Source organism: Bradyrhizobium sp. NAS80.1 (assembly GCF_001908205.1).
GTDB lineage: Bacteria > Pseudomonadota > Alphaproteobacteria > Rhizobiales > Xanthobacteraceae > Bradyrhizobium.
Map to the genome: position 1 here is coordinate 1 of NZ_LGHL01000189.1, position 24,170 is coordinate 24,170.

A 24,170-nucleotide genomic window follows, 5' to 3' on the forward strand; every position below is an offset into this window, starting at 1 on the left:
GACGGCTCAGGCACCGGCCCAGCCGGCTCCAGCTCAGGGCGCTCCGGCGCAGCAGGGCGCAGCCGCGCCCGCGGATCAGCAGATCCAGCTGATCTACGCCCCCTGGACGAAGTTCTGCCTCAAGGGCCAGGACGCCAACGCCAAGCAGGTCTGCTTCACCGGCAAGGACGGCCGGATCGAGTCGGGCCAGCCGGTCATCGCGGCCGTGATCATCGAGCCCGAAGGTGAGCCGAAGAAGATCCTGCGCGTGACGCTGCCGCTCGGCATGCAGCTCGTGCACGGCACCCGCATCATCGTCGACAACAACGCGCCGTTGCAGAGCCCTTACGTGATCTGCTTCCAGAACGGCTGCATGTCCGACTACGAGGCCACGCCCGAGCTCATCAACAACATGAAGAAGGGCCAGAACCTCGTTGTTCAGGCGATCAATGCCAACGGCGCTCCGCTGACGCTGCCGCTGCCGCTCGCCGGCGAATTCCAGAAGGCCTATGACGGTCCGCCGACCGATCCGAAGGTGTTCGAGGAAACCCAGAAGAAGCTCCAGGAAGAGCTTCAGAAGAAGGCCGACGAGCAGCGCAAGAAGCTCGAGCAGCAGGGCACGCCTCCCGGCGCACCGGCGGCTGGTCAGAAGTAATCTGGGCCGCAGACGTCCAGACATGAAAAAGGCGCTCACCTCGAGCGCCTTTTTTTGCTGGCCGCTTGCTGGCGGCGAAATTCAGTTCAGCGAGGGATTGCGCGGACGGTAGCCGCCGCCCTTGTCCTTGATGAAGATCTCGGCGACCTGGGAATGACGGATCGGCTCGCCGGAATCGTCCGGCAAGAGATTCTGCTCGGAGACATAAGCGACGTATTCCGAATCCGCGTTCTCCGCGAGCAGGTGATAGAACGGCTGGTCCTTGTGGGGCCGCACCTCCTCGGGGATCGACAGCCACCACTCCTCGGTGTTGTTGAATTCCGGATCGATGTCGAAGATCACGCCCCGGAACGAGAAGATCCGGTGGCGCACGACCTGTCCGATCTGGAATTTGGCGGTCCGCGCTTTAATCATCCCCCGTCGATAGACCAGGATTGTGGCCGATGCTAGTGGCCTCATTTCGAATTAACCCGCCGGTAAGGGGCAGATAGCCCCCAAGTCTTCAGAAAATACTTTACCAATGGTCGATATCCTCAATCTGGCTCTACCTTATTTCGGCTTGATATTTGTCGGCTTCGCCTGCGGCAAGGTGAAATCCCTGCCGGAATCGGGCCTGGCCTGGATGAACTTCTTCCTGCTCTACGTGTCGCTACCGGCACTGCTGTTCGCGATCATGTCGAAGACACCCTTTGCGGAGCTGAACAACCCGCCGTTCCTGGTCGCGACCACGCTGTCGACGGTTGCGGCGTTCACCGTCGCGCTGGTCATCGGCAAGGTTCTCGGCCGGCTATCGCTGCGCGAGGCGACGCTGGCAGGTCTGTCGGGCGGCTACGGCAATATCGGCTACATGGGACCGGGGCTGGCGCTCGCCGTGCTCGGACCGATGGCGTCGGCGCCAACCGCGCTGATCTTCTGCTGCGACAGCATCTTCCTGTTCACCGTCGTGCCCCTGCTGATCGAAATTTCCGACCGCGACCATCCCTCGCTCCTGCATGCCTTCGGCGTGGTGCTGAAGCAGATCGTGCTCAATCCGTTGATCATGTCGGCTTGCTTCGGCGCGGCCGTCGCGGCGCTGCATATCGAGCTGCCGGTTGCGCTCGACCGCACCATCACCTTCCTCCAGAACGCAGCTGCTCCGACGGCGCTGTTCGTGCTCGGTGTGACCGTCGCGCTCCGCCCGTTCGACCGCGTGCCGTGGGAAGTGCCGGGCGTGATTACAGTCAAGCTCCTGATCCACCCGCTCGCCGCGTTTGGTCTGATGCTCGCGTTCGGTCCGTTCGCGCAGCCCTGGGCCGCGACCGCCGTGCTGATGGCCTCGCTCCCGCCGGCGCTGAACGTGTTCGTCATCGCCCGGCAGAATGATGCCTGGATCGAATCCGCCTCTGTCGCGGTGCTGCTCGGGACGTTTGCGTCCGTGGTCACGCTGACCAGCGTGATGTGGGCAATCCAGACCGGTCGGCTGGCGTTTCCCTGAACGGCCTTACCGCCCCAATTACCCTCGCCAGGTCGGTGTCAGGCCTTCGCGCATGGCGAAGCGCCTGAGCGGCCCGATTGCGCCGAGCAGGTGCATGCCGATCGCGCGCGCCGGCTGGAGCGGCAGGAAATCGTTGAGCAGCGAGCGGTTGGCGATGTCGATCGCAAACGTCCGGCTCAAGATGTCCGGACGCCGCGCCTGGTCGTAGCGCTTGAGCACCTCGTCCGCGCCGGGATCCTGGCCCGATGCGATGGCCTCGCCGGCGAGCCTGGCAATGTCGGCGGCATCGCGCAGGCCGAGGTTGAGGCCCTGGGCGCCGATCGGGGGAACAACATGGGCGGCTTCACCGACCAGCGCGATGCGGTCGCGGCCGAAGGATTTCGGACGTTCGATGGCAAGCGGGAACAGGTTGCGCCCGGGCTCGACAGTCATGCGTCCGAGGATCGAATGCGCCTGCTTCTCGATCGCGGCCGACAACTCCGCGTCACTTAAGCCGCGAAGCCGCTCGGCTTCAGCCGGAGCGGATACCCAGACGATGCTGGAGCGGTCGCCGGGCAGGGGCACGAACACGCAGGGCCCGTGCGGCGTGTGGAACTCGGTCGAGACATTGCGATGCGGCCGCGTGTGGCCGACGTTGAAGGTCAGTGCGGTCTGCGTCAGTTCGCGCCGCGTCACTGCAATGCCGGCGGCCTCGCGGCACAGCGAATGCCGGCCGTCGGCGCCGACCACGAGCCGGGCTGACAGGAATTGTGCGGAGGCAGTGCGGATCGCGACGTCATCGGCTTTGATGACGACGCTTTCGGCCTCATCGTCGAAGCGGACAAGATTGGGCAACTCTGCCGCGCGCTCTTCGAGCGCGAGCATCAGCGAGCGGTTATCGATGTTGTAGCCGAAGGCGTCGAGAGCGATCTCGTGACAGGAGAACCGTACCTCCGGTGCGCGGAACAGCCGTCCGGTGTCGTCCACGAGGCGCATGACTTCCAGCGCCGCCGCCTTGTCCTTGCAGCGCGGCCAGACGTCGAGCGTCTCCAGAAGATCGATGGAGGCACCGAGCAGCGCGGTGGTTCGGTTGTCGGCGTAGGGCACGCGCCGCGCCACAAGCGCGGTCCGTGCGCCCGCCTGGGCCAGTGCGATGGCCGCCGCGAGTCCCGCCGGTCCGCCGCCGATCACGGCCGTGTCAAAGAGTGTCGATGCGTCTGTCATGAAGGACAAATGACACGCCCCACGGCAAATTCAAGCTGAAGTCTCGCCGCCGTCATTCCGGGGCGCGCCTCTTGGCGCTACGGTGCGCAATTGCGCACCTGAGAATCCATTGGGCCGCAGAGATAGCCGTGAAATGGCTTCCGGGCACGACGCTTCGCGTCGCCCCGGAATGACGATGCGGAGACCGTCAGCTCGCCTTCCCACTGATTTTCCCTGAGTTTATAACGAATTGCACGGCCGAACGCCGCAATGGCGGATGTGCAAACTGGTCTCATTCTGATAGCAGAAACCATGGATACCCAGCAGGATTCCCTGAAGCCGAAACCGGCGGTCCGCGCCGCGGCCTTCTCGGTGCACATCTTCACCGCTTTCGGTGGGGCGGTCGCGCTGCTGGCGATGCTCGAGGCCGTGCGCGAGCACTGGGCGGCGATGTTTCAATGGCTGGGCGTCGCGCTGATCATCGATGCGATCGATGGTCCGATCGCGCGCCGGCTCGACGTCAAGAACGTCCAGCCGAACTGGTCGGGCGACGTGCTCGACCTCGTGGTCGACTTCGTCACCTATGTCTTCGTGCCGGCCTACGCGATCGTGGCAAGTGGGCTGCTGCTGCCCGTTGCGGCGCCGCTGCTCGGCGTCGCCATCATCGTCACCAGTGCGTTATATTTCGCCGACCTGCGGATGAAGGCGGACGACAACCATTTTCGCGGCTTTCCGGCGCTCTGGAACGCCGCGGCGTTCTACCTGTTCCTGCTGCACTGGCCGCCGGTGTTGTCGACGATGCTGGTCACAACGCTGGTGGTGCTCACGTTCGTGCCGTTCCACGTGCTGCATCCGGTGCGTGTCGTGCGGCTGCGCTGGCTGACCATGTCGCTGATCGTGATCTGGGGGCTGCTCGGGCTCTACACGCTGGAGATGGATTTTCAGGTCGGCACCGGCGTGACCGTCGCACTCTGCGCGATCGCGCTCTGGATCAGCTTCAGCGACGCGCTGATCCGGCTGGCAAGATCCTTCGGATGATGCACCTGTTGACCAGCCCCGAAGCCTGGGCCGCGCTGCTCACCTTGACCGCGCTCGAGATCGTGCTCGGCATCGACAACGTCATCTTCCTGTCGGTGATCGTCTCGCGTATCCCCGGGAAGCAGGCGCTCCGCGCCCGCCAGATCGGGCTGGGGCTGGCGCTGGTCTTCCGCATTATCCTGCTCAGCCTGCTGGTCTGGCTGATCGGCCTGACCGCACCGGTGTTCTCGCTTTGGGACTACGACTTCTCCTGGCGCGACCTCATCCTGATCGGCGGCGGCCTGTTCCTGATCGCGAAGGCGACGCATGAGATCCACGCCGAGGTCGAAGCCGATGACGGCGAAGGCGATCAGGCCTCCGGGGGCAGCGCCTTCTTCTGGGTGATTGCCCAGATCATCGTCATCGACATCGTGTTCTCGCTGGACTCGATCATCACCGCGATCGGCATGGCGCAGGACATCGAGATCATGATCGCGGCCGTCGTGATCGCCTGCCTGATCATGTACCTTTCGTCAGGGCCGGTGTCGCGATTCGTCGCGGAGCATCCGACCACGAAGATGCTGGCGCTGGCCTTCCTGGTGCTGATCGGCGTCGCGCTGGTCGCGGACGGATTCCACTTCCACATCCCGCGCGGCTACATCTATTTCGCAATTGCGTTCTCGGCGGCGGTTGAATTCTTCAACGTGCTGGCGAAGCGCAACCGCATGAAAGCGGCGGCTAGGCCGCCCGCTTAGGCGTTCCAATCTGGGTCGAGTTGACAATGCGGGCGCGATGTCTTTCGCTCAGCCGCGAGAAGAGGAGGTCAGGTGATGACCAAAGCCGTCCGTGTGCACAAGGTTGGAGGCCCCGAAGCCCTGGTCTATGAGAGCGTCGACGTGCCGCCGCCTGCTACCGGCGAGGTGCGCATCCGCCAGCATGCGGTCGGCTTGAACTTCATCGACGTCTACTACCGCACCGGCCTCTACAAGGCGCCGGAGCTGCCCTTCATCGCCGGCAACGAGGCCTCGGGCGAGGTCGTCGCGGTCGGGCCGGGCGTGACGCATTTCCATCCTGGTGATCGCGTTGCCTACTACCACAATCTCGGCGCCTATACCGGCGAGCGCAACATCCCCTGGGAGAAACTGGTCAAGCTGCCCGACCACATCACCCACGAGCAGGGCGCCGTGCTGATGTTGAAGGGGCTGACCGTCTGGTATCTCCTGCACAAGACCTTCAAGGTCGAGCCGCATCATCGCGTGCTGATCCATGCCGCGGCCGGCGGCATCGGCCTCTTGGCCTGCCAATGGGCGAGGGCGCTCGGGGCCCATGTCATCGGCACCGTCGGCTCGCGCGAGAAGGCGGAGCTCGCCGAGGCCAATGGCTGCGACCACGTCATCCTGTACAATGAAGAAGACTTCGTCGCGCGTGTAAAACAGATCAGCCGCAACGAGGGCTGCGACGTCGTCTATGACGGCGTCGGCAAGGCGACCTTCCCGGGCTCGCTGTCCTGCCTGAAGCCGCGCGGCATGTTCGTCTCCTTCGGCAATGCTTCAGGTCCTGTACCGCCGTTCTCGATCGCCGAGCTCAACCATCACGGCTCGCTGTTTGCGACCCGGCCGAAGCTCAACGACTATATCGGCAAGCGCTCGGAGCTGCTGGAAGGCGCCGACACGCTGTTCGCCGCTGTCATCAGCGGCAGCCTGCACGTTCCGATCAACCATGCCTACGCGCTGAAGGACGCCGCGAAGGCGCATATCGATCTCGAAAGCCGCAAGACGACGGGCGCGTCGATCCTGAAGCCGTAGTTCGCCGAGATTCCGGGTTCGGCTCTTTGAGCCGCCCCGGAATGACGCAGCTTACGCCACCCGCCGTGCCGCGCCGGCCTTGGTCAGGATCGCATCGAGACAATCGATCATCTCGGCGATCTCAGCCCGCGTGACATTCAGCGCCGGCATGAAGCGCAGCGTGTCGAGCTGTGGCGCGTTGAGGAGCACGCCTGCCTCGAACGCCTGGGCAACGATGCCGGGCGCGATCGGCAGCTTGAGGTCGAGCGCCAGCAAGAGGCCGCGTCCGCGCACGCCGCCGAGGCCGTGCCGCACTGAGACCTTCTGCAACTCGCTTTCGAGCAGCAGGCCGGTCTCGGTGACCGCCTTCAGGAAGTCCGGCTTGCCGACCTCGTCCAGCACGGCAAGACCCGCCGCGCACATGATCGGGTTGCCGTTGAAGGTACCGCCCTGATCGCCGTGCTCGAAGCAGGAGGCGCGTTCGGTCGCGAGCAGGGCCGCGAGCGGCACGCCGCCACCGATGCCCTTGCCGAGCGTCATGATGTCGGGCGCGATGCCTGTGTGTTCGTAGTGGAAGAGTTTTCCGGTCCGGCCCATGCCGGTCTGGATCTCGTCGAAGATCAAGAGGAGGCCGTGCGCCTCGGTGAGCGCGCGCAACTCCTTCAGGAATTGATCGGTCGCAGGCCATACGCCGGACTCGCCCTGGATCGGCTCCAGCGTCACCGCGACGGTGTTGTCGTTGATCAGCCTTTCGACCGAGCCGATGTCGTTGAGCTTCGCCTTCTTGAAGCCGGCGACCTTCGGCTCGAACAGCGGCTCGAACGCCTTCTTGCCCGAGGCCGACATCGTCGCCAGCGTCCGGCCGTGGAAGCCGCCTTCGAAACTGATGATCTCGAAAGCGCCGCCTCTGTGCAGGCTGCCATATTTGCGCGCGAGCTTGATCGCGCCCTCGTTGGCTTCCGCGCCTGAATTGGCGAAGAACACCTGGTCGAAGGCGCTATTTGCAACGAGCGCCTGCGCGAGCTTCAGGCTCGGCTCGTTGTAGAAGGCCGGGCTCGGCGTCAGCAGCCGCTTGGCCTGCGCGGCAAGCGCGTCGGCGATCGCGGGCGGCGAGTGGCCGAGGCAGTTCACGGCCCAGCCCTGCACGAAGTCGAGATAGCGCTTGCGCCTGTCATCCCAAAGGTACGAGCCGGCGCCACGGACGAACACGGCCTTGGGCCGTGCAGTGATGTCCATCAGCGCGTCATACGGATGGGTGGCGGTGGTCATGTCGAACTCCTCTGGGGGCGGGTGAAAAAGGCGCGCGAAAAGCAAGAAGGCCGCACTTTGCGGGTGCGGCCTTCTCGAGAACTCTGCTGAATTCAGTAGCTCAGCGGCGTCGTCGGACATGGCGCAACCCATCATCGTCGCGGGTGCGACGACGGAAAGCTGCGCGGCGGTGGGTCCGAGAGTTGATCATGGGGCGCGTCCCTACAGCCGAAGTGCTGGGCTTGTCAAGCGGGTGTTTTCCACGACACCCGCCAGGCGTGCATCTGTCAGGTCGGATGCGCAGCTTCTTCGGCGTGCTCGCCGCCCCAATCCGCATCGGCGATCGCCGTGTCGATCAACTCGCCGCGCAACAGCTTGAGCGGCGATGACCAGTACAGCGCGATGTTGTGGAGGGGATCGGTCAGCACCTTGAACACCCAGACCAGTCCGGTCGTGACGTCGCGCGTCACGAAGAGCTGGATCATGCGCGCAAGTCCGCCGCCGATGCCGATCGTCAGCCATAGCAAGCCGACATGGCGGATGAAGTCGAGCCGGCCTGCGGGCGGATCGAACAGGCCGAACAGAGTGGGATAGGCGTACAGCACGAGCGGAGCGCTGCCCCAGACCAGCAGCAAGATGATCTTGCGGGTCTGGTTATAGCCGACCTTGACCGCTTCCTTGTATTCGTTGCTGACGTCGTTGACCGCGTCATAGCCGTTCGGCTCGAAGAAGAAATGCCCGGTCTGACGCGTCAGCATCGCGAGCCAGCCGACGAGTCCGCCAAGCGCCGGGTCCTTGAACAGCAGCGCATAGCAGGCGAGGAAGATCAGAGCGCTGAAGAGGTGCAGCGTCTGGTTGACAGTGCTCTGGTGGTAGAAGCGGTAATCGTCGAAGCGCTGCGTGCGCAGCATGTCCGAGAGGCGGCTCATCATCAATCCTCGCTCGCGTTGAAAGGCGCGCCAGAGTTAGGACGAATCCGTGACCGATGCGTGAATGCACAATAGTGTCACTTCGCAGCGTGCAGTGCCGTGCATTGCGGTGACGTTGTGGTAGAGGACTACTGAGAGATCACCGAATCGCGATCGAAGTCCAGTCTCGCGGTGCGTCTCGATGGAAACAAACAAGCCTCTAGCGCGTTTGTGATCGAGGGGCGCAATTTGGTCTCGAACCGAACGAACGACGGTTCAGACCAAGAAGGCGGGACCAACCAGATTGTTTTGAGCCTTGTCTGACACGCCTTATCCGATCGATCTTGATAGCATTCACGGCGCGTTTCCTCCGGGCATCGAGGCGCCGCCGCTCTTGGTGGACTTCGCCGGCTGGTTGAAGGGGCGTCCCTGGGGCAGCGTCGGCTGCTTCTCCCTGCAAGGCCAGTTCTCCGACCATGCGCCGATCGTCGACGGCAGTCCCTTGCGCGACAGGTTTTCGCTGTTTATGCGGCTGCCGGACGGCTCGGCCGTCGGCGGCTGGTATGGCGCCGGTCTCGACCGCGACAATCCGCCGATCGTCGGACTGGGATCCGAAGGCGACTACGAGTTGCTCGCGCCGAGCCTCGATAGTTTGCTCGCGAAACTGACGTCGAAGCAATTCGACAAGGCCTGGAGCGATCTGCTGCCGAATGAGGAGGTCGAGTGCCAGACGGTCGAGCTCGCGCAATGGCTCGCAGGACGGCCGGTCGGTGAGCATATGGCGCCCGACGAAGGGGCATCAGAACTGCCAGACTTCCGTGGCTTCGTGGAGAAATGGAGCCGGGATCGCGAAGACTACTGGGCCAATCACCGGCTGATGGCCGAACTCGGTTGGCGATTATCTGCACATCTGCCGAAAGGCAGGAACCCCTGGGACAAGACGCGCTTCGAGGTCGCCATCGTTGGCGCGCAGTACCAGGCCCGCGTCCTGGCGCGCGGGCCGCAGCCGTTCGAGGAGGCCGCCTCGATCGAGTCCCTGCTGCGCGATCTCCGCGAGGAGATGCGCCGTGCGCAGCCAGAACTCGGACTGTGGTACGGGATGAATTTCGGGCTCTATGGCGATGGCCGCATCATGCCGCAGTTCGACTACGATGCGCGCCCGTCCATCGATGGCGAGCCGGCAAAACTGACCGAAGCCAAGGCTGATCTTGCCCGCGCGCCACGTCCCGAGCGCTGGGTGCCGAAGTGGCTGGTCTGACGCGGCGGCGTCAGTACCCAGCGACGCTGCCGTGCAGATCGTATTGGTCGGCGCGCTCGATCTTCGCGGTGACGATCTCGCCGACGCGCAACGGGCGGCGGCTCGAGAGGTAGACCGCGCCGTCGATCTCCGGCGCATCGGCCTTGGAGCGGCCCTTTGCAACGGTCGGGCCGACCTCGTCGATGATGATCTGCTGGCGCGTGCCGACCTTGCGCTTCAGCCTGCGTGCCGAGATCTTCTGTTGGCGCGCCATCAGCGCGTTGTAGCGCTCCTGCTTGACCTCTTCCGGTACAGGGTTTTCGATCGCGTTCGAGGTGGCGCCGGCGACGGGCTCATACTTGAAGCAGCCGAGGCGGTCGATCTCGGCTTCCTCGAGCCAGTCGAGCAAATAGGCGAAGTCGGCATCGGTCTCGCCGGGGAAGCCGACGATGAAGGTCGAGCGAAGTGCGAGATCGGGACATTCTTCGCGCCAGCGCTTGATCCGCGCCAGCGTCTTGTCCTGCGCCGCTGGACGCTTCATCGCCTTCAACACCTCGGGGCTCGCGTGCTGGAAGGGGATGTCGAGATAGGGCAGCACCTTGCCCTCGTTCATCAGCGCGATGACCTCGTCGACATGCGGGTAGGGGTAGACATATTGCAGCCGGACCCAGGCGCCGAGTTCGCCGAGCTCGCGCGCGAGATCGAGAAATCTGGCGCGGACCTGTCGATCCTTCCACGGGCTCTCGGCGTATTTGAGATCGACGCCATAGGCCGAGGTGTCCTGCGAGATCACCAGGAGCTCCTTGACACCAGCGCCGACCAGGCGCTCGGCCTCGCGCAGCACGTTATCGGCCGGGCGCGAGACGAGGTCGCCGCGCAGCTTCGGGATGATGCAGAAAGTGCAGCGGTTGTTGCAGCCTTCGGAGATCTTCAAGTACGCGTAGTGCCGCGGCGTCAGCTTGATGCCCTGTGGCGGCACCAGGTCGAGATGCGGATTGTGCGCAGGCGGCAGCGCGCGGTGGACGGCGTCCAGCACGCTCTCATATTGCTGCGGGCCGGTGATCGAGAGCACGCCGGGATAGGCCTGCTCGATCTGCTCGGGTTCGGCGCCCATGCAACCGGTCACGATCACCTTGCCGTTCTCGGCCATGGCCTCGCCGATAGCCGAGAGCGATTCGTGCTTGGCGCTGTCGAGGAAGCCACAGGTGTTGACGATGACGATGTCGGCCCCGTCATGCTTGCGGGCGAGCTCGTAGCCCTCGGCGCGCAGGCGCGTGATGATGCGCTCGGAATCCACCAATGCCTTGGGGCAACCGAGTGACGTGAAAGATATACGCGGCGCTCTTTCCATGTAATCGCCTGGAACCTACAGCTGAATTGTCCGGATTTGCGATCTAACTAATTGTCCCGATAGAAAAATTCAACCGCCGCGCATGTTCCCGCGATGATTTTGGCCAAGCCTTTAACGACGGCTAAAGAAATGTTCACCTAAAAGTTGCTGGATTGAGGTGAAGTGTTTTATGCGCGAAGAGCAGGGCGGAGCGGAGATCGATGCCGAAAACGCGCATCATGTATATCGAGAACAAGTCCTCTTCGCTGAATGGACCGGCGCGGATTGGCCGCGTTACGTTCTCGAAGACAGGCAAATCTATCAGCTATGAAGGGCGCACTTTCCAGAGCCTGAAAGGCAGTGGGTTCAAGGCAAATTTCTTCGACGTTGAAACTGGAGAAAGGTTTTGGATTTCGGGTCCGCGAAAAGACGGCAAAGATCGCCTCTACGCTGAGAGCTCCGCACCTGTCGAAATCGATCCTGAAGTCGCCGAGGAATACTGGCGTGACATTAGAGGAAAGTTCTCCGATTGAATTCTACGAACGTCGCTCTCCTGCTTTGGGTTGCGACCGATAAGGCTCGGATTGGGCACATGAGTTCTGCTTCGCATCCGAAAGCCTGCCCGGACTTCCGCGGCTATTGACGTGCAGCCGACAACGGCGACGAATGGTGGTGGGCGATCATCCATCGACCGTCGCGTTTTACGACGACCATGGTGAAGCGTGAAGGGCGGGGAGTGTCGTTCTCTGCGGTCCGGGTAAACGTATAAAATCCGGTCCCTACGACGGAAGTGTCGCTGAGAACGATCGTCCGTCTCTCGACGATCGTGTTCTTACGGCCGCTCCCCGGCAATTCCTGAAAATACTTTCGTATCCCCTCCGTGCCTTCGGAAATCACCGGGCTTGTCGTTCCGAGCAGGATCGCGTCCGGGGCGTATAGAGCTACAAGCGCGTCGCGATCGTTTGCGCTGTAGGTGGCCGACCATTGGTCGATCACCGCGTTGGCGTCTTCTGCGGGTCCCCCAAATGCAGCTGTTGTGGAAGTTGCAAACAAAAGGCAAAGCGCAAGCGCCAGATCTTTCATCATAGCCTCCCGGAGATTTATCGAATTCTGTGCAATGCTCCCAGTAGAGTTCCGTTTGCACTGTAGTTGAGGCCCAAGTCGGGCCGGAAGCTGACAATCGGCCGCGGCCCAAGCTGTCCGCCAAGAGTCACGACCCGTAGGGCCCGCATTGAGCTTCAGAGGCTTGCCTCGCATCCGAAAGCCAACTTCTCGCTTTCACGAGTACGTGCCCTACTGGACGAGTTGATCGTCCCGATCAGTGCCGCCTTCGTGGAGTTGTTCGTTTGGGAGTAGCCGGCTCGGAGAGTCTCATCCGTCGTCTCAGGCGCGCCCGAGCGGGACGACGCTGACCTTTGGCGCGGCCGTCTGATCTATATCTCATCTGCCTGATTGACAGGCACGAGCTAGTCCCAATTGCCAATAATTACAACCCTTTGCATCGCCTTCCGGCGTGCTATGGATGACTCGCTGGTGGTGAGTGAGCTATGAGCGCCGAACAGTCGCCTAAAATCGTGATTGTCGACGAAAGCCCGATCCGGGCTGCGATCCTCGAGGAAGGATTGCGGGAAGCCGGATTTACGCAGGTCGTCCATATCCGCGAGATGCAGAGCCTGCTTGCCCGCATCTATGCGGTCGACCCCGACATCATTCTGATCGATCTGGAAAACCCCAGCCGCGACGTGCTGGAGGCGATGTTCCAGGTCAGCCGCGCCGTGCGGCGGCCGATCGCAATGTTCGTCGATCAGAGTGATTCAGCCTCGATCCAGGCCTCCGTGGAGGCGGGGGGTATCTGCTTACATCGTCGACGGACTGAAGAAGGAGCGCATCAAGCCGATCCTTGACCTCTGCGTGTCCCGGTTCAACGCCTTCGCCAAGCTGCAGGAGGAGCTGGAGCGCACCAAGTCGCAGCTCGAGGATCGCAAGATCATCGAGAAGGCCAAGGGGATTTTGATGAAGGTCAAGGGCCTCACCGAGGACGAGGCCTATGTGCTGCTGCGCTCCACCGCCATGCGCGAGAAGAAGAAGATCGGCGAGATCGCCCAGTCGATCATCACCGCGTCGGAGATGCTGAAATGACCGCTCCCCTCCGCATAGGGTTCATCCCGCTGGTCGATGCCGCCGCCCTGATCGTCGCTGTCGACAAGGGATTTACCGCCGCCGAGGGGCTCGAGGTCGAGCTGGTGCGCGAAGTGTCCTGGTCCAACGTGCGCGACAAGCTCAACATCGGCCTGTTCGACGCCGCGCATCTGCTCGCGCCGGTGGCAATCGCGTCCTCGCTCGGGCTCGGCCACGTCAAGGTGCCGATTCTGGCGCCCTTCAACCTCGGCATCAACGGCAACGCGATCACGGTCTCGCCGGCGCTCCATGCGGCGCTGATGGAGGAGATCGACGGCGACCGCTTCGATCCACTCGCGACCGCCAAGGCGCTGGCGAAGGTGGTCGCAAAGCGGCGCAAGGCAGGGGCCGATCCGCTGACATTCGGCATGACCTTCCCGTTCTCGACCCACAATTACCAATTGCGGTTCTGGATGGCGGCGGCGGGCGTCGATCCGGACGAGGATGTGCGCCTCGTGGTGCTGCCGCCGCCCTACATGGTCGACAGCCTCAAGAGCGGACATGTCGATGCGTTCTGCGTCGGTGCGCCCTGGAATTCGGTCGCTGTCGATCTCGGCATCGGGCACATCCTGCACTTTGTCTCCGACATCCTGGTGCGCGCTGCGGAGAAGGTGCTGGCGGTGCGCCAGGTCTGGGCCGACAAGCATCCGGACGTGGTCGCGGCGCTGGTGCGCGCGGCGGTGAAGTCTGCCGAGTTCATAGAGCAGCCCGCAAACCTGACCGAGGCGGCGCAGATCCTGTCGCAGCCCGAGCGGATCGGCGTCGATGCCGAGGTGATCCAGCGGTCGCTCGTCGGGCGCCTGAAGATCTCGCCCGACGGCACGGTGCGCGAAAGCGGCCGCTATCTCCTGGTCGGACGCGAAGGGGCAGGGCGCCCGGACCCGGTCCAGGCAGCCTGGCTCTACGCGCAGATGGTGCGCTGGGGGCAGACGGCGCTGACCCCGGAGGCGCTTAAGACCGCCATGGGCGTGTTCCGGCCGGACCTCTACGACGCTGCGCTGGGACGGGCCGGCGACGGCCAGGCGAGCAGCCCGTTCAGTGCCTTCGCAGGCCCAGCCTTCGATCCCGGGGATGTCGGCGGTTATCTCGCCTCATTCGGGGTCGGGCGCCAGGCGTCGTAGCGACTGCCTAAAAAACAATCATCATGATTCGAAGCTTAAACTTTGGGCTGTTGCTGCCCGAAGTGGCATGAATTTTGATCCACTTGATGCGCCGCACATATAATCAAATATATGATTTTATTGGTATTTTAGGTTCTCGCTGCGTTGGCACACGTCTTGAATAGATAGAGCCCAAGCCGCCCGGCGTGGGCGCCGACGGCTCCAAATCCATGGTGGATTTCCGCAGCAACGAGGCTGATCGGATCGCTCCGGGTTCCGGTGAGGCACGCGCCTGCAACCTGCTCCCCGCGATCAATGTCCGTTTCACCCGTTGACGCCGCCCCGCGCGCGGCAAGCTGGAGCTCGATATGGATTACGCGAAACCCTCCGACGTCGTGGCCTCGATGGTCGATGCCAGCCTGAAGAAGCTGGCACTTGCCCCGCGCGACCTCCTGATCCGCGGCGCGATTTCGGGCGCGCTGCTGGGTGCCGCCACCACGCTCGCCTTCACGGGCGCCATCAGCACCGGCCAGCCCATCGTCGGCGCGCTGATCTTCCCGGTCAGCCTCGTGATGATCGTGCTGCTCGGTCTCGAACTCGTCACCGGCAGCTTCGCCATCGTTCCGCTCGCGCGCCTCGAAGGCAAGGCGAGCTGGAATGCCGTGATCGCCAACTGGTCCTGGGTCTTCGTCGCCAATCTGCTCGGCAGCCTCGCCTTCGGCGCGCTGATTGCGATCTCGCTCACCAACATGGGCAAGGTAGAAGTCGCCGGCGTTGCCGCCCGCATCGTCGCGGTCGCCGAAGCCAAGACCATCGGCAATGCCGCGATCGGCACTGCCGGCATGGTCTCGGTCTTCGTCAAGGCTGTGCTCTGCAACTGGCTGGTCTGCCTCGGCGTCGTCATGGCGATGACCTCGACCTCGACGGTCGGCAAGATCGCGGCGACCTGGCTGCCGATCTTCCTGTTCTTTGCGCTCGGGTTCGAGCACGCCGTCGTCAACATGTTCGTCATCCCCACCGGAATGCTGCTCGGCGCAAAGGTCTCCGTCACCGACTGGTGGCTCTGGAATCAGATCCCCGTGACGCTCGGCAATCTCGTCGGTGGCTTCGTGTTCACCGGCCTTGCGCTCTACGCGACGTACAAGCCCGCAAAGCCCGTGGCCGACGTGGCGCAGGTCGCGGTCCAGGCAGCAGAGTAGGTCCATTCAGCCCATGAAACTCGATACAGCACCCACGACCGATTTCTCCGACGAGCAGAAGCGCTATCTCGAAGGATTCATGTCCGGCATGCAGGTCGGACGTGTCGGGCGCGCTTTCGCAGCCGGCGGTGCGCCGGGTGCAGTAGCGCCCGCGGAGCCGACCGGTCCGGATGCCGCGCACATCAAGGCGCAGGACAAGCTCATTGCGGCGGGCAAGAAGCTCGCCGACCAGGAGAAGTTCAAGCGCGAGATGCATCCCTTCGACGCCTATGATCGCTTGAAGGATCAGGCGCGCAACAACGCCAATCCGACGCCGGCGGACAATTTTCGCTGGCGCTATTACGGCATCTTCTGGGTGGCGCCGGCGCAGACCTCCTACATGGCACGCCTGCGCATTCCCAACGGCATCCTGAAGCACTGGCAGATGTCGGGGCTTGCAGATCTGGCCGAGGCGTATGGCGGCGGCTACACCCATGTCACGACGCGCGCCAACTTCCAGATCCGCGAGATCGAGCCGAAGAATGCGGTTGCGCTGATCGAGGGCGTCCAGGACATCGGCCTGTGCTCGCGCGGCGCGGGCGCTGACAACATCCGCAACGTCACGGGCACGCCGACGGCGGGCATCGATCCGCAGGAGCTGCTCGACACGCGTCCCTATGCGCGCGAATGGCACTACCACATCCTCAACGATCGCTCGCTGTTCGGCCTGCCGCGCAAGTTCAACGTCGCTTTCGACGGCGCCGGCAAGATCGCCGCACTGGAGGAGACCAATGACATCGCCTTTACCGCGGTCGAGGTAAAGGACGGCTTTGGCGTTGAACCCGGCGTCTGGGTCCGCCTCGGTCTGGGCGGCATCACCGGTCACAAGGATTTCGCGAAATATTCGGGCATCGTCGTTCGCCCCGAGGACGCGACATCAGTCGCGGATGCGATCGTACGTGTCTTCATCGAGCACGGTGACCGCACCAACCGCAACAAGGCGCGGCTGAAATATGTGCTCGACAGCATGGGGCACGACGGGTTCCTCAAGCTGGTCGAGGAGCGACTCAAGAAGCCGTTCGCGCGCGTGCCGGCCGAGGCGCTCGCGCCGCGTCCGGCGCCCGACCGCATGGCCCATGTCGGCGTGCACAAGCAGAAGCAGGCAGGGCTTAACTGGGTCGGCGTGGCGCTGCCGGTCGGCAAGCTCACCTGCGAGCAGATGCGCGGTATCGCTGGGATCGCCCAGGATCTCGGCGATGGCGATATCCGCCTGACGGTTTGGCAGAACCTTCTGATCTCCGGCGTGCGCGACGAGAACGTCGCGCTCGTCGCCGCAGCGGTCGATAAGCTCGGTCTCGCCACTGAGGTGTCGAACGTGCGCGCCGGCCTGATCGCCTGCACCGGCAATGCCGGCTGCAAGTTCGCGGCCTCCGATACCAAGCGTCATGCCGCCGCGATCGGCGACTGGTGCGATGAACGCCTCAGCCTCGACACGCCGCTCAACATCCATCTGACCGGTTGCCATCACTCCTGCGCCCAGCATTACATCTCCGACATCGGCCTGATCGCCGCCAAGGTGCCTGGCGCGAGCGAAGAGGACACGGTTGAGGGCTATCATCTGTTCACCGGCGGCGGCTTCGGTCCCGATGCCGATATCGGGCAGGAGGTGTTCCACGACGTGAAGGCCGAGGATGTGCCGAAGACCGTCGAGAGGCTTTTGAAGGCCTATCTCGCCAATCGCACCTCGCCCGAAGAGACGTTCCTGACCTTCTCCCGTCGCCACGACGGTGAAGCCTTGCGCAAACTCGCCGAAGCGGAAGCAGCAGCATGACCCAGATGACCGCGCCTCCCAAGATCGAGATCATTCCGGCCAACGCGCCCTTCAGCGAAGGCCAGCGGCTGTGGCTGAACGGGTTTCTCGTCGGCATGCTCGGTCTTGATGGCTCGACGCCGCTATTGCCCGCCGAGAACGGCGCGATGCTCGCGCCACAAGGCGATGGCGATGACGGCGAGGCACCCTGGCACGATCCGGCAATGCCGATTGCCGATCGCATGAAGCTCGCGGAGGGACGTCCGCTCCGGCGCCGCATGATGGCGGCGATGGCGCAGCAGGACTGTGGCCAGTGCGGTTACAATTGCGCCGACTATTCGGACTCGATCGCCAACAAGAGCGAAGCCCGCCTCAACCTCTGCGCCCCCGGCGGCAAGGAGACGGCGCGCATGTTGAAGGTGCTCTTCGAGGAGCTTGACAAAACGCCCGCTGCAAAGCCCGCTGCGGGTGCGGCAGCGAGCGCTCCGGCTGCGCCTGAGGTGAAGGCCGAGCTCGGCCGCGCGCGCGAAAATCCGGCCGAAGCGACCTTCCTGTCGCGGCGCCTGCTCAACAAGGGGGCCTCGGAGAAGGAAACCTATCACATCGAGTTCGATCTTTCCGCGAGCAAGCTCGACTATGTCGTCGGCGATTCCTTCGGCGTGTTCGCGCGCAACGATGTCGGTCTCGTCGACCAGATCATTGCGCTGCTCGGCGCCTCCCACACGATCAAGGTCAACGGCAAGACGCTGCGTGAGGCGCTGATCGAGGACGTGTCGCTATCGCCTGCGCCCGACAAGCTGTTCGAGTTGATCTCCTTCATTACTGGCGGCGCGCAGCGCGAGAAGGCGAGGGCGCTGGCGCAGGGCGAGGATCCCGATGGCGATGCCGCGACGCTCGACGTCATGGCGGCGCTGCAGAAGTTTTCCGGCACGCGGCCGCATCCCGAAGCCTTCGTCGAGGCGCTGGAGCCGCTCCAGCCGCGGCTCTACTCGATCTCCTCGTCGCACAATGCGACGCCCGGAAAGCTGTCGCTGACGGTCGATTCCGTGCGCTATGTCATCGGCAAGCGCAAGCGCCTCGGCGTTGCCTCGACCTTCCTCGGCGAGCGCATCAATGAAGGCGATAAGCTCAAGGTCTATGTGCAGAAGGCGCATGGGTTCGGCCTGCCGCAGGATCCGAAGACGCCTGTTATCATGATCGGCCCCGGCACCGGCATCGCGCCGTTTCGTGCCTTCCTGCTCGACCGCAAGGCGACCGGCGCGCCGGGCAAGAACTGGCTGTTCTTCGGCCACCAGCGCAGCGATTGCGACTTCTTCTATCAGGAGGAGCTCAACGCGATGAAGACATCGGGCCTGCTGACGCGCCTGTCGCTGGCCTGGTCGCGCGACGGCGAGAAGAAGTTTTACGTGCAGGACCGCATGCGCGAGGTCGGCCGCGAGTTGTGGACATGGCTCGCCGAGGGAGCACATTTCTACATCTGCGGCGATGCCAAGCGCATGGCCAAGGACGTCGAGCGCGCGCTGGTCGACATCGTCGCCCAGTTCGGGGCACGTTCGACCGACGAAGCCGTGAGTTTTGTTGCCGAGCTCAAGAAGAAGGGCCGCTTCCAGGCTGACGTCTACTAAAGAGCGATGGGATCAGCGTGAATCGTCCCGGCGGCGCAGGCGCGAGGCGTCGCGCTGAAAGGCGGTTTCTACTTTGCATGGGGTTGTTTTCGACATTTTTTGTCGGACGACCTTTTGAAGCCTCGCTCCGACTGTCATCCCGTCGTCATCCGGGCCGGTTCCAGCTGGCTCGGACTTTAACGAATAATATTCTCGGAATCCGCAGGTGAAGAGAATTTGTGCCTGCGACGGGGGGGCCTCAGAGAACCCGCATCGCTATTTCCGCCGCCGACTTGCCCGCCACCCGGGTTGATCCTTCATAATCCCGCAAATGGGGCGTTGGAGATCGACCATGCGCGAACTATCGGCGGAAGCCAGGCTGCACTTCTACGCGCGCGCGCTCTCGCGTCGGACCGGGACAAGCATGCACCACGTCGCCCTCTACAGCGCCTTCGCAGTCATCGCCGCGATCGTCTTCGGCACACTCTCGGTACACCCGTTCTGATCACGCCCCGCGCTTGAACGGCGCGACTTCGATCCCTGCATCCTTCAACGCCTGACGCAAGCCACGTGCGATGTCGACTGCACCCGGTGTATCGCCGTGGATGCAGACCGTGTCGGTGCGCATCTTGATGACCTTGCCGGTGACCGAGACCACCGCGCCGTCCTGCACCATGCGCACCACGCGGTCGGCAATCGCCTTGGCATCGTGCAGCACCGCGCCGGGCTTCTTGCGCGAGACGAGGTTGCCGTCGTCCTCATAGGCACGATCGGCGAACACCTCGTGCACCATCGGCAAATTGGCGTCTTCGCCGGCCTTCACCAGCTTCGAATTGGCGAGCACGACGAAGATCAGGCTGGGATCGACCGCCTTGATGCCGGCGGCGATCGCCTTGGCGGTCATGTCGTCCTCGCACGCGACGTTGGAGAGCGCGCCGTGCGCCTTCACATGCGTGACCTTATGACCGGCCGCGGTCGCGATCGCCTGCAGCGCGCCGATCTGGTAGGCGACGAGGTTCTCGATCTCGGAGGCCTTCAGGCCCGCGATCGGGTGGCGGCCGAAGCCGTGCAGGTCGCGATATCCAGGGTGGGCGCCGACCGAGACACCGCGCGCCTTCGCCAGCTCGACCGTCCGGCGCATGATATCGGGATCGCCGGCGTGGAAGCCGCAGGCGACGTTGACCGAGCTCGCCAGCTCGATCATCGCGGCGTCGTTGCCCATTTCCCATGCGCCAAAACCTTCGCCGAGGTCGCAATTGAGATCGATCGTCTTCATGGTGCTCTCCGCATCTGGTCTTGTTGTTTACGGCTCTGCCGCGACCTGCCACGTCCCGGCATCCACGGCGCTCACCGCGTAGCCCGCAACGTTAGCATCGCTGAGCGCCTCGATGTTGAGTGCGACGGCGTCGGCGGAGCGCAGGCGATCGGGCAGGTTCCGGATCAGTTGCGCGAACTTGCGCGCCTCGTCCTGCGCCTCAGCCATGGTGACCTGCTGGAAGCGGAACGCGGTTCCCGCCGAGGTCTGTGCCAGACGGCCTACATCGGCCGTGATCACGGTCGCGATTTTTGGGTAACCGCCGGAGGTGCCGCGATCCATCATCAGCGCGATCGGGGAGCCATTGCCGGGCACCTGGATGCTGCCGTTGACGGTGCCGTCGGAGACGATGTTGTGGCCGTGCAGATGCTTGATCGCGGGCCCTTCGAGCCGATAGCCCATGCGGTCGGAGGTCGCCGAGATCTTCCATTCGCTGCCCAGGAACAGCGCCTTGTTGGCGTCGTCGAACTCGTCGTCCTGCGGGCCCAGCACGACGCGGATCGGGCCGCTCACGGGCTTAGGCAGTTCGATGCGTAGCTCGGGTGCACCACTCGCGGCATCGACGCTGAATTCGTCGCCGGCCTGCAGCGGGCGCGGGTAGGGGCTGCCGAGGCCGGCGCGGGCATTCACCGCGAGGCTACCGAACACGAGCTCGCCGCGGATAGCCCCTTCGATCGCGAGATAGGTGAAGGCGCCGCTACGGGCAAAGCCCAGCGTCAGCGTCTCGCCATCCTTGAGCGTCGCTGATGTGTCCATGGCCACGGGCCGCCCGGCGATGTCGGCATTGCGCGGCGCACCGGCAATCGCAACGCGCACGGCTCCGTCTTTGGCGGTGAACGTGGCGCCGAACGGGCCAATCTCGACAACGGCTGCGAACGGCTCGTTGCCGACCAGCGTGTTCGCCGCTGCCAACGACAGGCGGTCCATCGCGCCGCTTACAGTCAAGCCGTAGCGCTGCGCGCCGTGGCGACCGCCATCCTGGACGGAGCTTGCGGGGCCGATGCTGGCGACCACGAGCCGGCTCATGCGACCACCTGCTCGGCGATGATCTCACCGGCTTCGGCGGCGCGGTCCAGTTCCTCGAACGTCTTGTGGTCGATGGCGAAAAACGTCACGCGATCACCGGGTTCGGTGAGAAAGGTCGGATTCCGGTGGAGCTGATAGGTCCGCACCGGCGTACGGCCGAGCAGGTGCCAGCCGCTCGGGGCAGCCAGGCATTGGATGCCCGCCTGGACGCCACCGATCGAGATCGTGCCGGCGGGTGTGAAAAGCCGCGGACTCTGCCGCCGCGACATGTGCAGGGATTTGTCGAGGCCGCTGAGATAGGACCAGCCCGGCGTGAAGCCGATCATGGCGACGCGATAGTCGCCGGCGACGTGACGGGCGACGATATCGTCGGGCGTGGTGTTCAGGGCCTTGGCGACCTCCTCGAGGTCGATGCCGTGCTCGCCGCCGTAGGCGACGGGAATACGCCAGCGCCGCGCCTTGGTGGCTGGCGGCAGCGGCTGGCTGGCGATCGCAAGCAGCTTTTCGCCGAGCGCGTCGAAGCCGATCTTGCCGGGATCGTAATGCACCAGCAGCGAGCGATAGGTCGGCACAGACTCGGTGATGCCTTCGATGGGCGCTGCGGCGAGCGCCTTGTCGAGCGCGAGCACGCGCTCGTTGGCGGCGTCGTCGATGGTGCGGCTGAACTCGACCGTGACGGCGCTGTCGCCACTGGGCAGAAGGCGGGGCGGGGGGAGCGTCGCGGCCATGAGCTGTCGAAATCGGGCCTTTGGAAAAGCGCGGGCTCTGCCTTGAGTTCCGCGTCACCCTGCTTCGCGTAAATGCGCCCGCAAGTCCAATAAATTAATGCAGGGGTCCGCGATAAAGCCTTGTTATCGCGTCGCATAACAGCCTTGCGTGCAGCGTTCCCAGTACCTTCTTGGCCCTTGACGCAAGGCTTGCGGCTCGCAAGATGCGCGCGTTCTTTCCCGCCCATCCGGAGCTCGTCTGTTTTCATGTCGCTGTCCCCCGAAGCCCGCAAGACCCTCGCCGGCATCACCACTGCCACCATCACTACGGTCCTGCTGAAGAAGGGCCTGCGTAACGTGTGGATGCGCGGCGCGCGTCCGCTGCGCCCGGGCCTGCCGCGGCTGGTGGGACCGGCCTTCACGCTGCGCTTCGTGCCGGCGCGCGAAGATCTGGCGACACCCGAATCCTGGTCGTCGCCGATCTCGACCCGCACCGCGATCGAGGCGATGCCGGAAGGCTGCATCGCCGTGGTCGATGCCATGGGCATCACCGACGCCGGCATCTTCGGCGACATCCTCTGCGCCCGCATGGTCAAGCGCGGCGTCACTGCGCTCGTTACCGACGGCGTGGTGCGTGACGTCGAGGGCGTGCTCGGCACCAATCTGCCGGTGTGGTGCGACGGCTATGCGGCGCCGCCGTCGGTTGCGGGCCTGACTTTCGTCGGCTGGGGCGAGCCGATCGGCTGCGGCGGCGTCGCGGTATTCCCGAACGACATCGTGGTCGCCGACCAGGACGGCTGCGTGCTGATCCCGCAGGCGATGCTCGACCACGTTCTCGCCGAAGGCGTCGAGCAGGAACGAATGGAGGCCTGGATCGTCAACGAGGTGAACAACGGCGCGGTGCTGCCGGGCCTCTATCCCATGAACGCAGAGACCAAGGCGCGCTACGCGGCAAGCAAGAAGTAATCGAAGGAAACGAGGTACCCCCATGGAGATCACAGTCGCAGGCACGCGGCCGACCCGCCGCGCGCCCAAGGAACACTTCACCGGCACCGTGCTGCAGGACCCTGTCATCATGGCGCCCGCGCCGGCACGGCTGAACTGCTCGCGCGTGTCGTTCGAGCCGGGCGCGCGCACTAACTGGCATCACCATCCGCTAGGGCAGACGCTCTACGTCATTTCCGGCGTCGGTCGCATACAGGCCAAGGGCGGTCCGATTCGCGAGATTCGCCCCGGCGACACCATCTGGATTCCGCCGGGGGAATTGCACTGGCACGGCGCCTCGCCGAACAACAGCATGTGCCACATCGCCATGCAGGAAGCGCTCGACGGCGTGTTCTCGACCTGGCTCGAACCTGTTACCGATGCCGAATATTCGGCTCCGCTCGGCTAGATCTCGTGCCCCGGATGCAACGCGGCGCGCAAGCGGTACGTTGCTGATCCGGGGCCCAGAAATCTTCCCCAAACGAAGTCTCTTGGTCCCGGCTCAGCGTCGCGTCATTTCATGCCGCGCCGCGTCCGGGACACAAGACCAACATTCTTTCCGCCGTCCACGTGCCCGCGCACAGGGCGCCGCGCCATGTGCCAGAGCCCGAGGTGCCGCTGAGCCGGCCGAAGCCGACCGCGCGCTTGATGCCGGTGCTCAAGGTGACATTGATGCTGCCGGCCTCGGCGACGCGCCCCGACGCCGTCACCGCGGCGCTGCTTGATGCAATCTGACCATTGTTGATGCCGATCGAGACGGTCGCGCCGTTGCCGCAGGCCTCGCTCGAAGAGGCGATGCGCACGTTCCACGCGCCGTCAAAGGTGGTTGTGGCCGCGCCTGCCTGCGTGAGCGGGAAGGCGATAGCGACAATGGTGGCGAAGAGACCTTTGCGAAATCGGTTCATGACACGCCCCTGTGGTTGACCATGCGGGGATCGTGGCATGGGCGCGGAGCCAGCGATGTGAGCGTTGTCACGCGAGTAGGAAGCTCTGTAAGGTGGCGGACCTTGGCAATGCCACAGCGCGCAAAAGCAAAGGGGCCGTTGCAGGCCCCTTGTCTTCGTCGGAATGGCGAGCTCGAACTCAGTTCACCCGCGTCCAGGTCTGGCCGCCGCAAAACATGCCGCCGAAGGCGCAGCCCTGCACGCGAAGCCGGTCGGTGCCCTTCAGCGCGATCGTCGAGTCGTAGGTCGAGCCGGAGTTAGGATCGACGATGCGGCCGGACCATTTCTGGTCCTTGCCGGGCTTCATGTTAATCAGGACCTGCTCGCCATTCTGGTTCGACTTGTTGTCGACCGAATAGCCGCAGAGGTTGGTGCCGCACTGCTCGATGCGGACCTTGCCTTCCTTCTCCTCGGTCAGCCAAACGCCGAGCGGTGAATTGAGATCGCGCGCCGGCGCGGCTGCAGGAGCCGGCGGGGCGACGGCGGCGGCTTGAACCGGAGCGGGCGCAG

The 24,170-nt window shown here is 64.1% G+C and carries 25 protein-coding genes and 1 pseudogene; 15 read left to right on the top strand and 11 right to left on the bottom strand.

Annotated elements, in window-relative coordinates; all coding sequences use genetic code 11:
• On the top strand, nucleotides 1-634 hold a 634-nt coding region (locus tag AC629_RS34815; protein ID WP_143199667.1), incomplete at its 5' end, for an invasion associated locus B family protein.
• Between the two features lie 81 nt (nucleotides 635-715).
• Here the strand turns inward: AC629_RS34815 and hspQ are convergent.
• Nucleotides 716-1,048: a heat shock protein HspQ gene (gene hspQ, locus AC629_RS34820; protein WP_084809291.1), complete on the bottom strand. Its 333-nt coding sequence runs from the start codon at nucleotides 1,046-1,048 to the stop codon at nucleotides 716-718.
• Nucleotides 1,049-1,154: 106 nt separating this feature from the next.
• On the opposite strand from hspQ, the gene AC629_RS34825 reads away from it, so the two are divergent.
• The gene (locus AC629_RS34825; RefSeq protein WP_084809292.1) at nucleotides 1,155-2,108 is read left to right on the top strand and encodes an AEC family transporter; all 954 of its coding nucleotides are present in this window, start codon (nucleotides 1,155-1,157) and stop codon (nucleotides 2,106-2,108) included.
• 18 nt (nucleotides 2,109-2,126) lie between these two features.
• Here the strand turns inward: AC629_RS34825 and AC629_RS34830 are convergent, their stop codons facing one another.
• Entirely contained in the window at nucleotides 2,127-3,311 is a 1,185-nt protein-coding gene (locus tag AC629_RS34830) for a UbiH/UbiF family hydroxylase (RefSeq protein WP_084809293.1), read from the bottom strand.
• A gap of 249 nt (nucleotides 3,312-3,560) precedes the next feature.
• Here AC629_RS34830 and pcsA point away from each other — a divergent pair, with 249 nt between their 5' ends.
• From pcsA to AC629_RS34845, 3 genes are all read left to right on the top strand, one after another.
• Nucleotides 3,561-4,328: a phosphatidylcholine synthase gene (gene pcsA, locus AC629_RS34835; protein WP_084809294.1), complete on the top strand. Its 768-nt coding sequence runs from the start codon at nucleotides 3,561-3,563 to the stop codon at nucleotides 4,326-4,328.
• Nucleotides 4,325-5,062 carry a TerC family protein gene (locus AC629_RS34840; RefSeq protein WP_084809295.1) on the top strand — a complete coding sequence of 246 codons (738 nt, stop codon included), beginning with the start codon at nucleotides 4,325-4,327 and terminating at the stop codon, nucleotides 5,060-5,062. Before pcsA ends, AC629_RS34840 begins: the two co-directional genes overlap by 4 nt.
• A 75-nt stretch (nucleotides 5,063-5,137) precedes the next feature.
• Nucleotides 5,138-6,112: a quinone oxidoreductase family protein gene (locus AC629_RS34845; RefSeq protein ID WP_084809310.1), complete on the top strand. Its 975-nt coding sequence runs from the start codon at nucleotides 5,138-5,140 to the stop codon at nucleotides 6,110-6,112.
• A gap of 51 nt (nucleotides 6,113-6,163) precedes the next feature.
• Here AC629_RS34845 and AC629_RS34850 read toward each other — a convergent pair whose 3' ends face one another.
• The gene (locus AC629_RS34850; protein WP_084809296.1) at nucleotides 6,164-7,360 is read right to left on the bottom strand and encodes an acetylornithine transaminase; all 1,197 of its coding nucleotides are present in this window, start codon (nucleotides 7,358-7,360) and stop codon (nucleotides 6,164-6,166) included.
• A 266-nt stretch (nucleotides 7,361-7,626) separates the two neighbouring features.
• A complete protein-coding gene (locus AC629_RS34855; RefSeq protein WP_084809311.1) occupies nucleotides 7,627-8,268 on the bottom strand; it encodes a hypothetical protein in 642 nt (213 codons plus the stop codon).
• A 295-nt stretch (nucleotides 8,269-8,563) separates the two neighbouring features.
• Between AC629_RS34855 and AC629_RS34860 the strand changes: the two genes are divergently transcribed.
• The gene (locus AC629_RS34860) at nucleotides 8,564-9,505 is read left to right on the top strand and encodes a hypothetical protein (RefSeq protein WP_084809297.1); all 942 of its coding nucleotides are present in this window, start codon (nucleotides 8,564-8,566) and stop codon (nucleotides 9,503-9,505) included.
• Nucleotides 9,506-9,515: 10 nt separating this feature from the next.
• On the opposite strand, the gene rimO is transcribed toward AC629_RS34860, so the two are convergent.
• Nucleotides 9,516-10,835, bottom strand: a complete 1,320-nt coding sequence (rimO, locus tag AC629_RS34865) for a 30S ribosomal protein S12 methylthiotransferase RimO (protein ID WP_084809298.1) — start codon at nucleotides 10,833-10,835, stop codon at nucleotides 9,516-9,518.
• Between the two features lie 200 nt (nucleotides 10,836-11,035).
• On the opposite strand from rimO, the gene AC629_RS34870 reads away from it, so the two are divergent.
• On the top strand, nucleotides 11,036-11,347 hold the full coding sequence (locus AC629_RS34870) for a 1-deoxy-D-xylulose-5-phosphate synthase (RefSeq protein ID WP_084809299.1): 312 nt from the start codon (nucleotides 11,036-11,038) through the stop codon (nucleotides 11,345-11,347).
• A 103-nt stretch (nucleotides 11,348-11,450) separates the two neighbouring features.
• On the opposite strand, the gene AC629_RS34875 is transcribed toward AC629_RS34870, so the two are convergent.
• Complete coding sequence (locus AC629_RS34875) at nucleotides 11,451-11,897, bottom strand: SgcJ/EcaC family oxidoreductase (RefSeq protein ID WP_168195654.1); 447 nt, start codon at nucleotides 11,895-11,897, stop codon at nucleotides 11,451-11,453.
• A gap of 464 nt (nucleotides 11,898-12,361) precedes the next feature.
• On the opposite strand from AC629_RS34875, the pseudogene AC629_RS34880 reads away from it, so the two are divergent.
• The 6 genes and pseudogenes from AC629_RS34880 to AC629_RS45880 all read left to right on the top strand — a co-directional run bounded on the left by AC629_RS34880 (nucleotide 12,362) and on the right by AC629_RS45880 (nucleotide 19,189).
• A pseudogene (locus tag AC629_RS34880) lies at nucleotides 12,362-12,953 on the top strand (ANTAR domain-containing response regulator).
• Complete coding sequence (locus AC629_RS34885) at nucleotides 12,950-14,113, top strand: CmpA/NrtA family ABC transporter substrate-binding protein (RefSeq protein ID WP_084809301.1); 1,164 nt, start codon at nucleotides 12,950-12,952, stop codon at nucleotides 14,111-14,113. The pseudogene AC629_RS34880 and the gene AC629_RS34885 overlap by 4 nt, the downstream one beginning before the upstream one ends.
• Nucleotides 14,114-14,460: 347 nt before the next feature.
• Nucleotides 14,461-15,291, top strand: a complete 831-nt coding sequence (locus tag AC629_RS34890) for a formate/nitrite transporter family protein (protein ID WP_084809302.1) — start codon at nucleotides 14,461-14,463, stop codon at nucleotides 15,289-15,291.
• 13 nt (nucleotides 15,292-15,304) lie between these two features.
• Nucleotides 15,305-17,101: a NirA family protein gene (locus AC629_RS34895; RefSeq protein WP_084809303.1), complete on the top strand. Its 1,797-nt coding sequence runs from the start codon at nucleotides 15,305-15,307 to the stop codon at nucleotides 17,099-17,101.
• Nucleotides 17,098-18,705, top strand: a complete 1,608-nt coding sequence (locus AC629_RS34900; RefSeq protein ID WP_084809304.1) for a sulfite reductase subunit alpha — start codon at nucleotides 17,098-17,100, stop codon at nucleotides 18,703-18,705. The genes AC629_RS34895 and AC629_RS34900 overlap by 4 nt, the downstream gene beginning before the upstream one ends.
• Nucleotides 18,706-19,036: 331 nt before the next feature.
• Nucleotides 19,037-19,189 carry a hypothetical protein gene (locus AC629_RS45880; protein WP_168195655.1) on the top strand — a complete coding sequence of 51 codons (153 nt, stop codon included), beginning with the start codon at nucleotides 19,037-19,039 and terminating at the stop codon, nucleotides 19,187-19,189.
• On the opposite strand, the gene AC629_RS34905 is transcribed toward AC629_RS45880, so the two are convergent.
• Genes AC629_RS34905 through pxpB form a run of 3 tightly spaced genes read right to left on the bottom strand, consistent with a single transcriptional unit; the run spans nucleotide 19,190 to nucleotide 21,753 of the window.
• Nucleotides 19,190-19,960 carry a LamB/YcsF family protein gene (locus AC629_RS34905; RefSeq protein ID WP_084809305.1) on the bottom strand — a complete coding sequence of 257 codons (771 nt, stop codon included), beginning with the start codon at nucleotides 19,958-19,960 and terminating at the stop codon, nucleotides 19,190-19,192.
• A gap of 27 nt (nucleotides 19,961-19,987) precedes the next feature.
• A complete protein-coding gene (locus AC629_RS34910) occupies nucleotides 19,988-21,025 on the bottom strand; it encodes a 5-oxoprolinase subunit C family protein (protein ID WP_084809306.1) in 1,038 nt (345 codons plus the stop codon).
• Entirely contained in the window at nucleotides 21,022-21,753 is a 732-nt protein-coding gene (gene pxpB / locus AC629_RS34915) for a 5-oxoprolinase subunit PxpB (RefSeq protein WP_084809307.1), read from the bottom strand. Before pxpB ends, AC629_RS34910 begins: the two co-directional genes overlap by 4 nt.
• Before the next feature lie 246 nt (nucleotides 21,754-21,999).
• On the opposite strand from pxpB, the gene AC629_RS34920 reads away from it, so the two are divergent.
• On the top strand, nucleotides 22,000-22,698 hold the full coding sequence (locus tag AC629_RS34920; RefSeq protein ID WP_027550912.1) for a ribonuclease activity regulator RraA: 699 nt from the start codon (nucleotides 22,000-22,002) through the stop codon (nucleotides 22,696-22,698).
• A 22-nt stretch (nucleotides 22,699-22,720) separates the two neighbouring features.
• A complete protein-coding gene (locus AC629_RS34925) occupies nucleotides 22,721-23,125 on the top strand; it encodes a (R)-mandelonitrile lyase (RefSeq protein ID WP_084809308.1) in 405 nt (134 codons plus the stop codon).
• 109 nt (nucleotides 23,126-23,234) lie between these two features.
• Here AC629_RS34925 and AC629_RS34930 read toward each other — a convergent pair whose 3' ends face one another.
• Both AC629_RS34930 and AC629_RS34935 read right to left on the bottom strand, forming a co-directional pair.
• Nucleotides 23,235-23,621, bottom strand: coding sequence for a hypothetical protein (locus tag AC629_RS34930; RefSeq protein WP_084809309.1), 387 nt, complete (start codon nucleotides 23,619-23,621; stop codon nucleotides 23,235-23,237).
• 178 nt (nucleotides 23,622-23,799) lie between these two features.
• Nucleotides 23,800-24,170, bottom strand: a 371-nt coding sequence (locus AC629_RS34935; protein ID WP_143199669.1) for a DUF2147 domain-containing protein, incomplete at its 5' end; no start/stop codon positions are given.

Bases quoted from the DNA above. Each gene is read 5' to 3' on its own strand.
- hspQ (WP_084809291.1), bottom strand. From the start codon at position 1,048: ATGATTAAAGCGCGGACCGCCAAATTCCAGATCGGACAGGTCGTGCGC.
- AC629_RS34825 (WP_084809292.1), top strand. From the start codon at position 1,155: ATGGTCGATATCCTCAATCTGGCTCTACCTTATTTCGGCTTGATATTT.
- AC629_RS34830 (WP_084809293.1), bottom strand. From the start codon at position 3,311: ATGACAGACGCATCGACACTCTTTGACACGGCCGTGATCGGCGGCGGA.
- pcsA (WP_084809294.1), top strand. From the start codon at position 3,561: ATGGCGGATGTGCAAACTGGTCTCATTCTGATAGCAGAAACCATGGAT.
- AC629_RS34840 (WP_084809295.1), top strand. From the start codon at position 4,325: ATGATGCACCTGTTGACCAGCCCCGAAGCCTGGGCCGCGCTGCTCACC.
- AC629_RS34845 (WP_084809310.1), top strand. From the start codon at position 5,138: ATGACCAAAGCCGTCCGTGTGCACAAGGTTGGAGGCCCCGAAGCCCTG.
- AC629_RS34850 (WP_084809296.1), bottom strand. From the start codon at position 7,360: ATGACCACCGCCACCCATCCGTATGACGCGCTGATGGACATCACTGCA.
- AC629_RS34855 (WP_084809311.1), bottom strand. From the start codon at position 8,268: ATGAGCCGCCTCTCGGACATGCTGCGCACGCAGCGCTTCGACGATTAC.
- rimO (WP_084809298.1), bottom strand. From the start codon at position 10,835: ATGGAAAGAGCGCCGCGTATATCTTTCACGTCACTCGGTTGCCCCAAG.
- AC629_RS34870 (WP_084809299.1), top strand. From the start codon at position 11,036: ATGCCGAAAACGCGCATCATGTATATCGAGAACAAGTCCTCTTCGCTG.
- AC629_RS34875 (WP_168195654.1), bottom strand. From the start codon at position 11,897: ATGAAAGATCTGGCGCTTGCGCTTTGCCTTTTGTTTGCAACTTCCACA.
- AC629_RS34885 (WP_084809301.1), top strand. From the start codon at position 12,950: ATGACCGCTCCCCTCCGCATAGGGTTCATCCCGCTGGTCGATGCCGCC.
- AC629_RS34890 (WP_084809302.1), top strand. From the start codon at position 14,461: ATGGATTACGCGAAACCCTCCGACGTCGTGGCCTCGATGGTCGATGCC.
- AC629_RS34895 (WP_084809303.1), top strand. From the start codon at position 15,305: ATGAAACTCGATACAGCACCCACGACCGATTTCTCCGACGAGCAGAAG.
- AC629_RS34900 (WP_084809304.1), top strand. From the start codon at position 17,098: ATGACCCAGATGACCGCGCCTCCCAAGATCGAGATCATTCCGGCCAAC.
- AC629_RS45880 (WP_168195655.1), top strand. From the start codon at position 19,037: ATGCGCGAACTATCGGCGGAAGCCAGGCTGCACTTCTACGCGCGCGCG.
- AC629_RS34905 (WP_084809305.1), bottom strand. From the start codon at position 19,960: ATGAAGACGATCGATCTCAATTGCGACCTCGGCGAAGGTTTTGGCGCA.
- AC629_RS34910 (WP_084809306.1), bottom strand. From the start codon at position 21,025: ATGAGCCGGCTCGTGGTCGCCAGCATCGGCCCCGCAAGCTCCGTCCAG.
- pxpB (WP_084809307.1), bottom strand. From the start codon at position 21,753: ATGGCCGCGACGCTCCCCCCGCCCCGCCTTCTGCCCAGTGGCGACAGC.
- AC629_RS34920 (WP_027550912.1), top strand. From the start codon at position 22,000: ATGTCGCTGTCCCCCGAAGCCCGCAAGACCCTCGCCGGCATCACCACT.
- AC629_RS34925 (WP_084809308.1), top strand. From the start codon at position 22,721: ATGGAGATCACAGTCGCAGGCACGCGGCCGACCCGCCGCGCGCCCAAG.
- AC629_RS34930 (WP_084809309.1), bottom strand. From the start codon at position 23,621: ATGAACCGATTTCGCAAAGGTCTCTTCGCCACCATTGTCGCTATCGCC.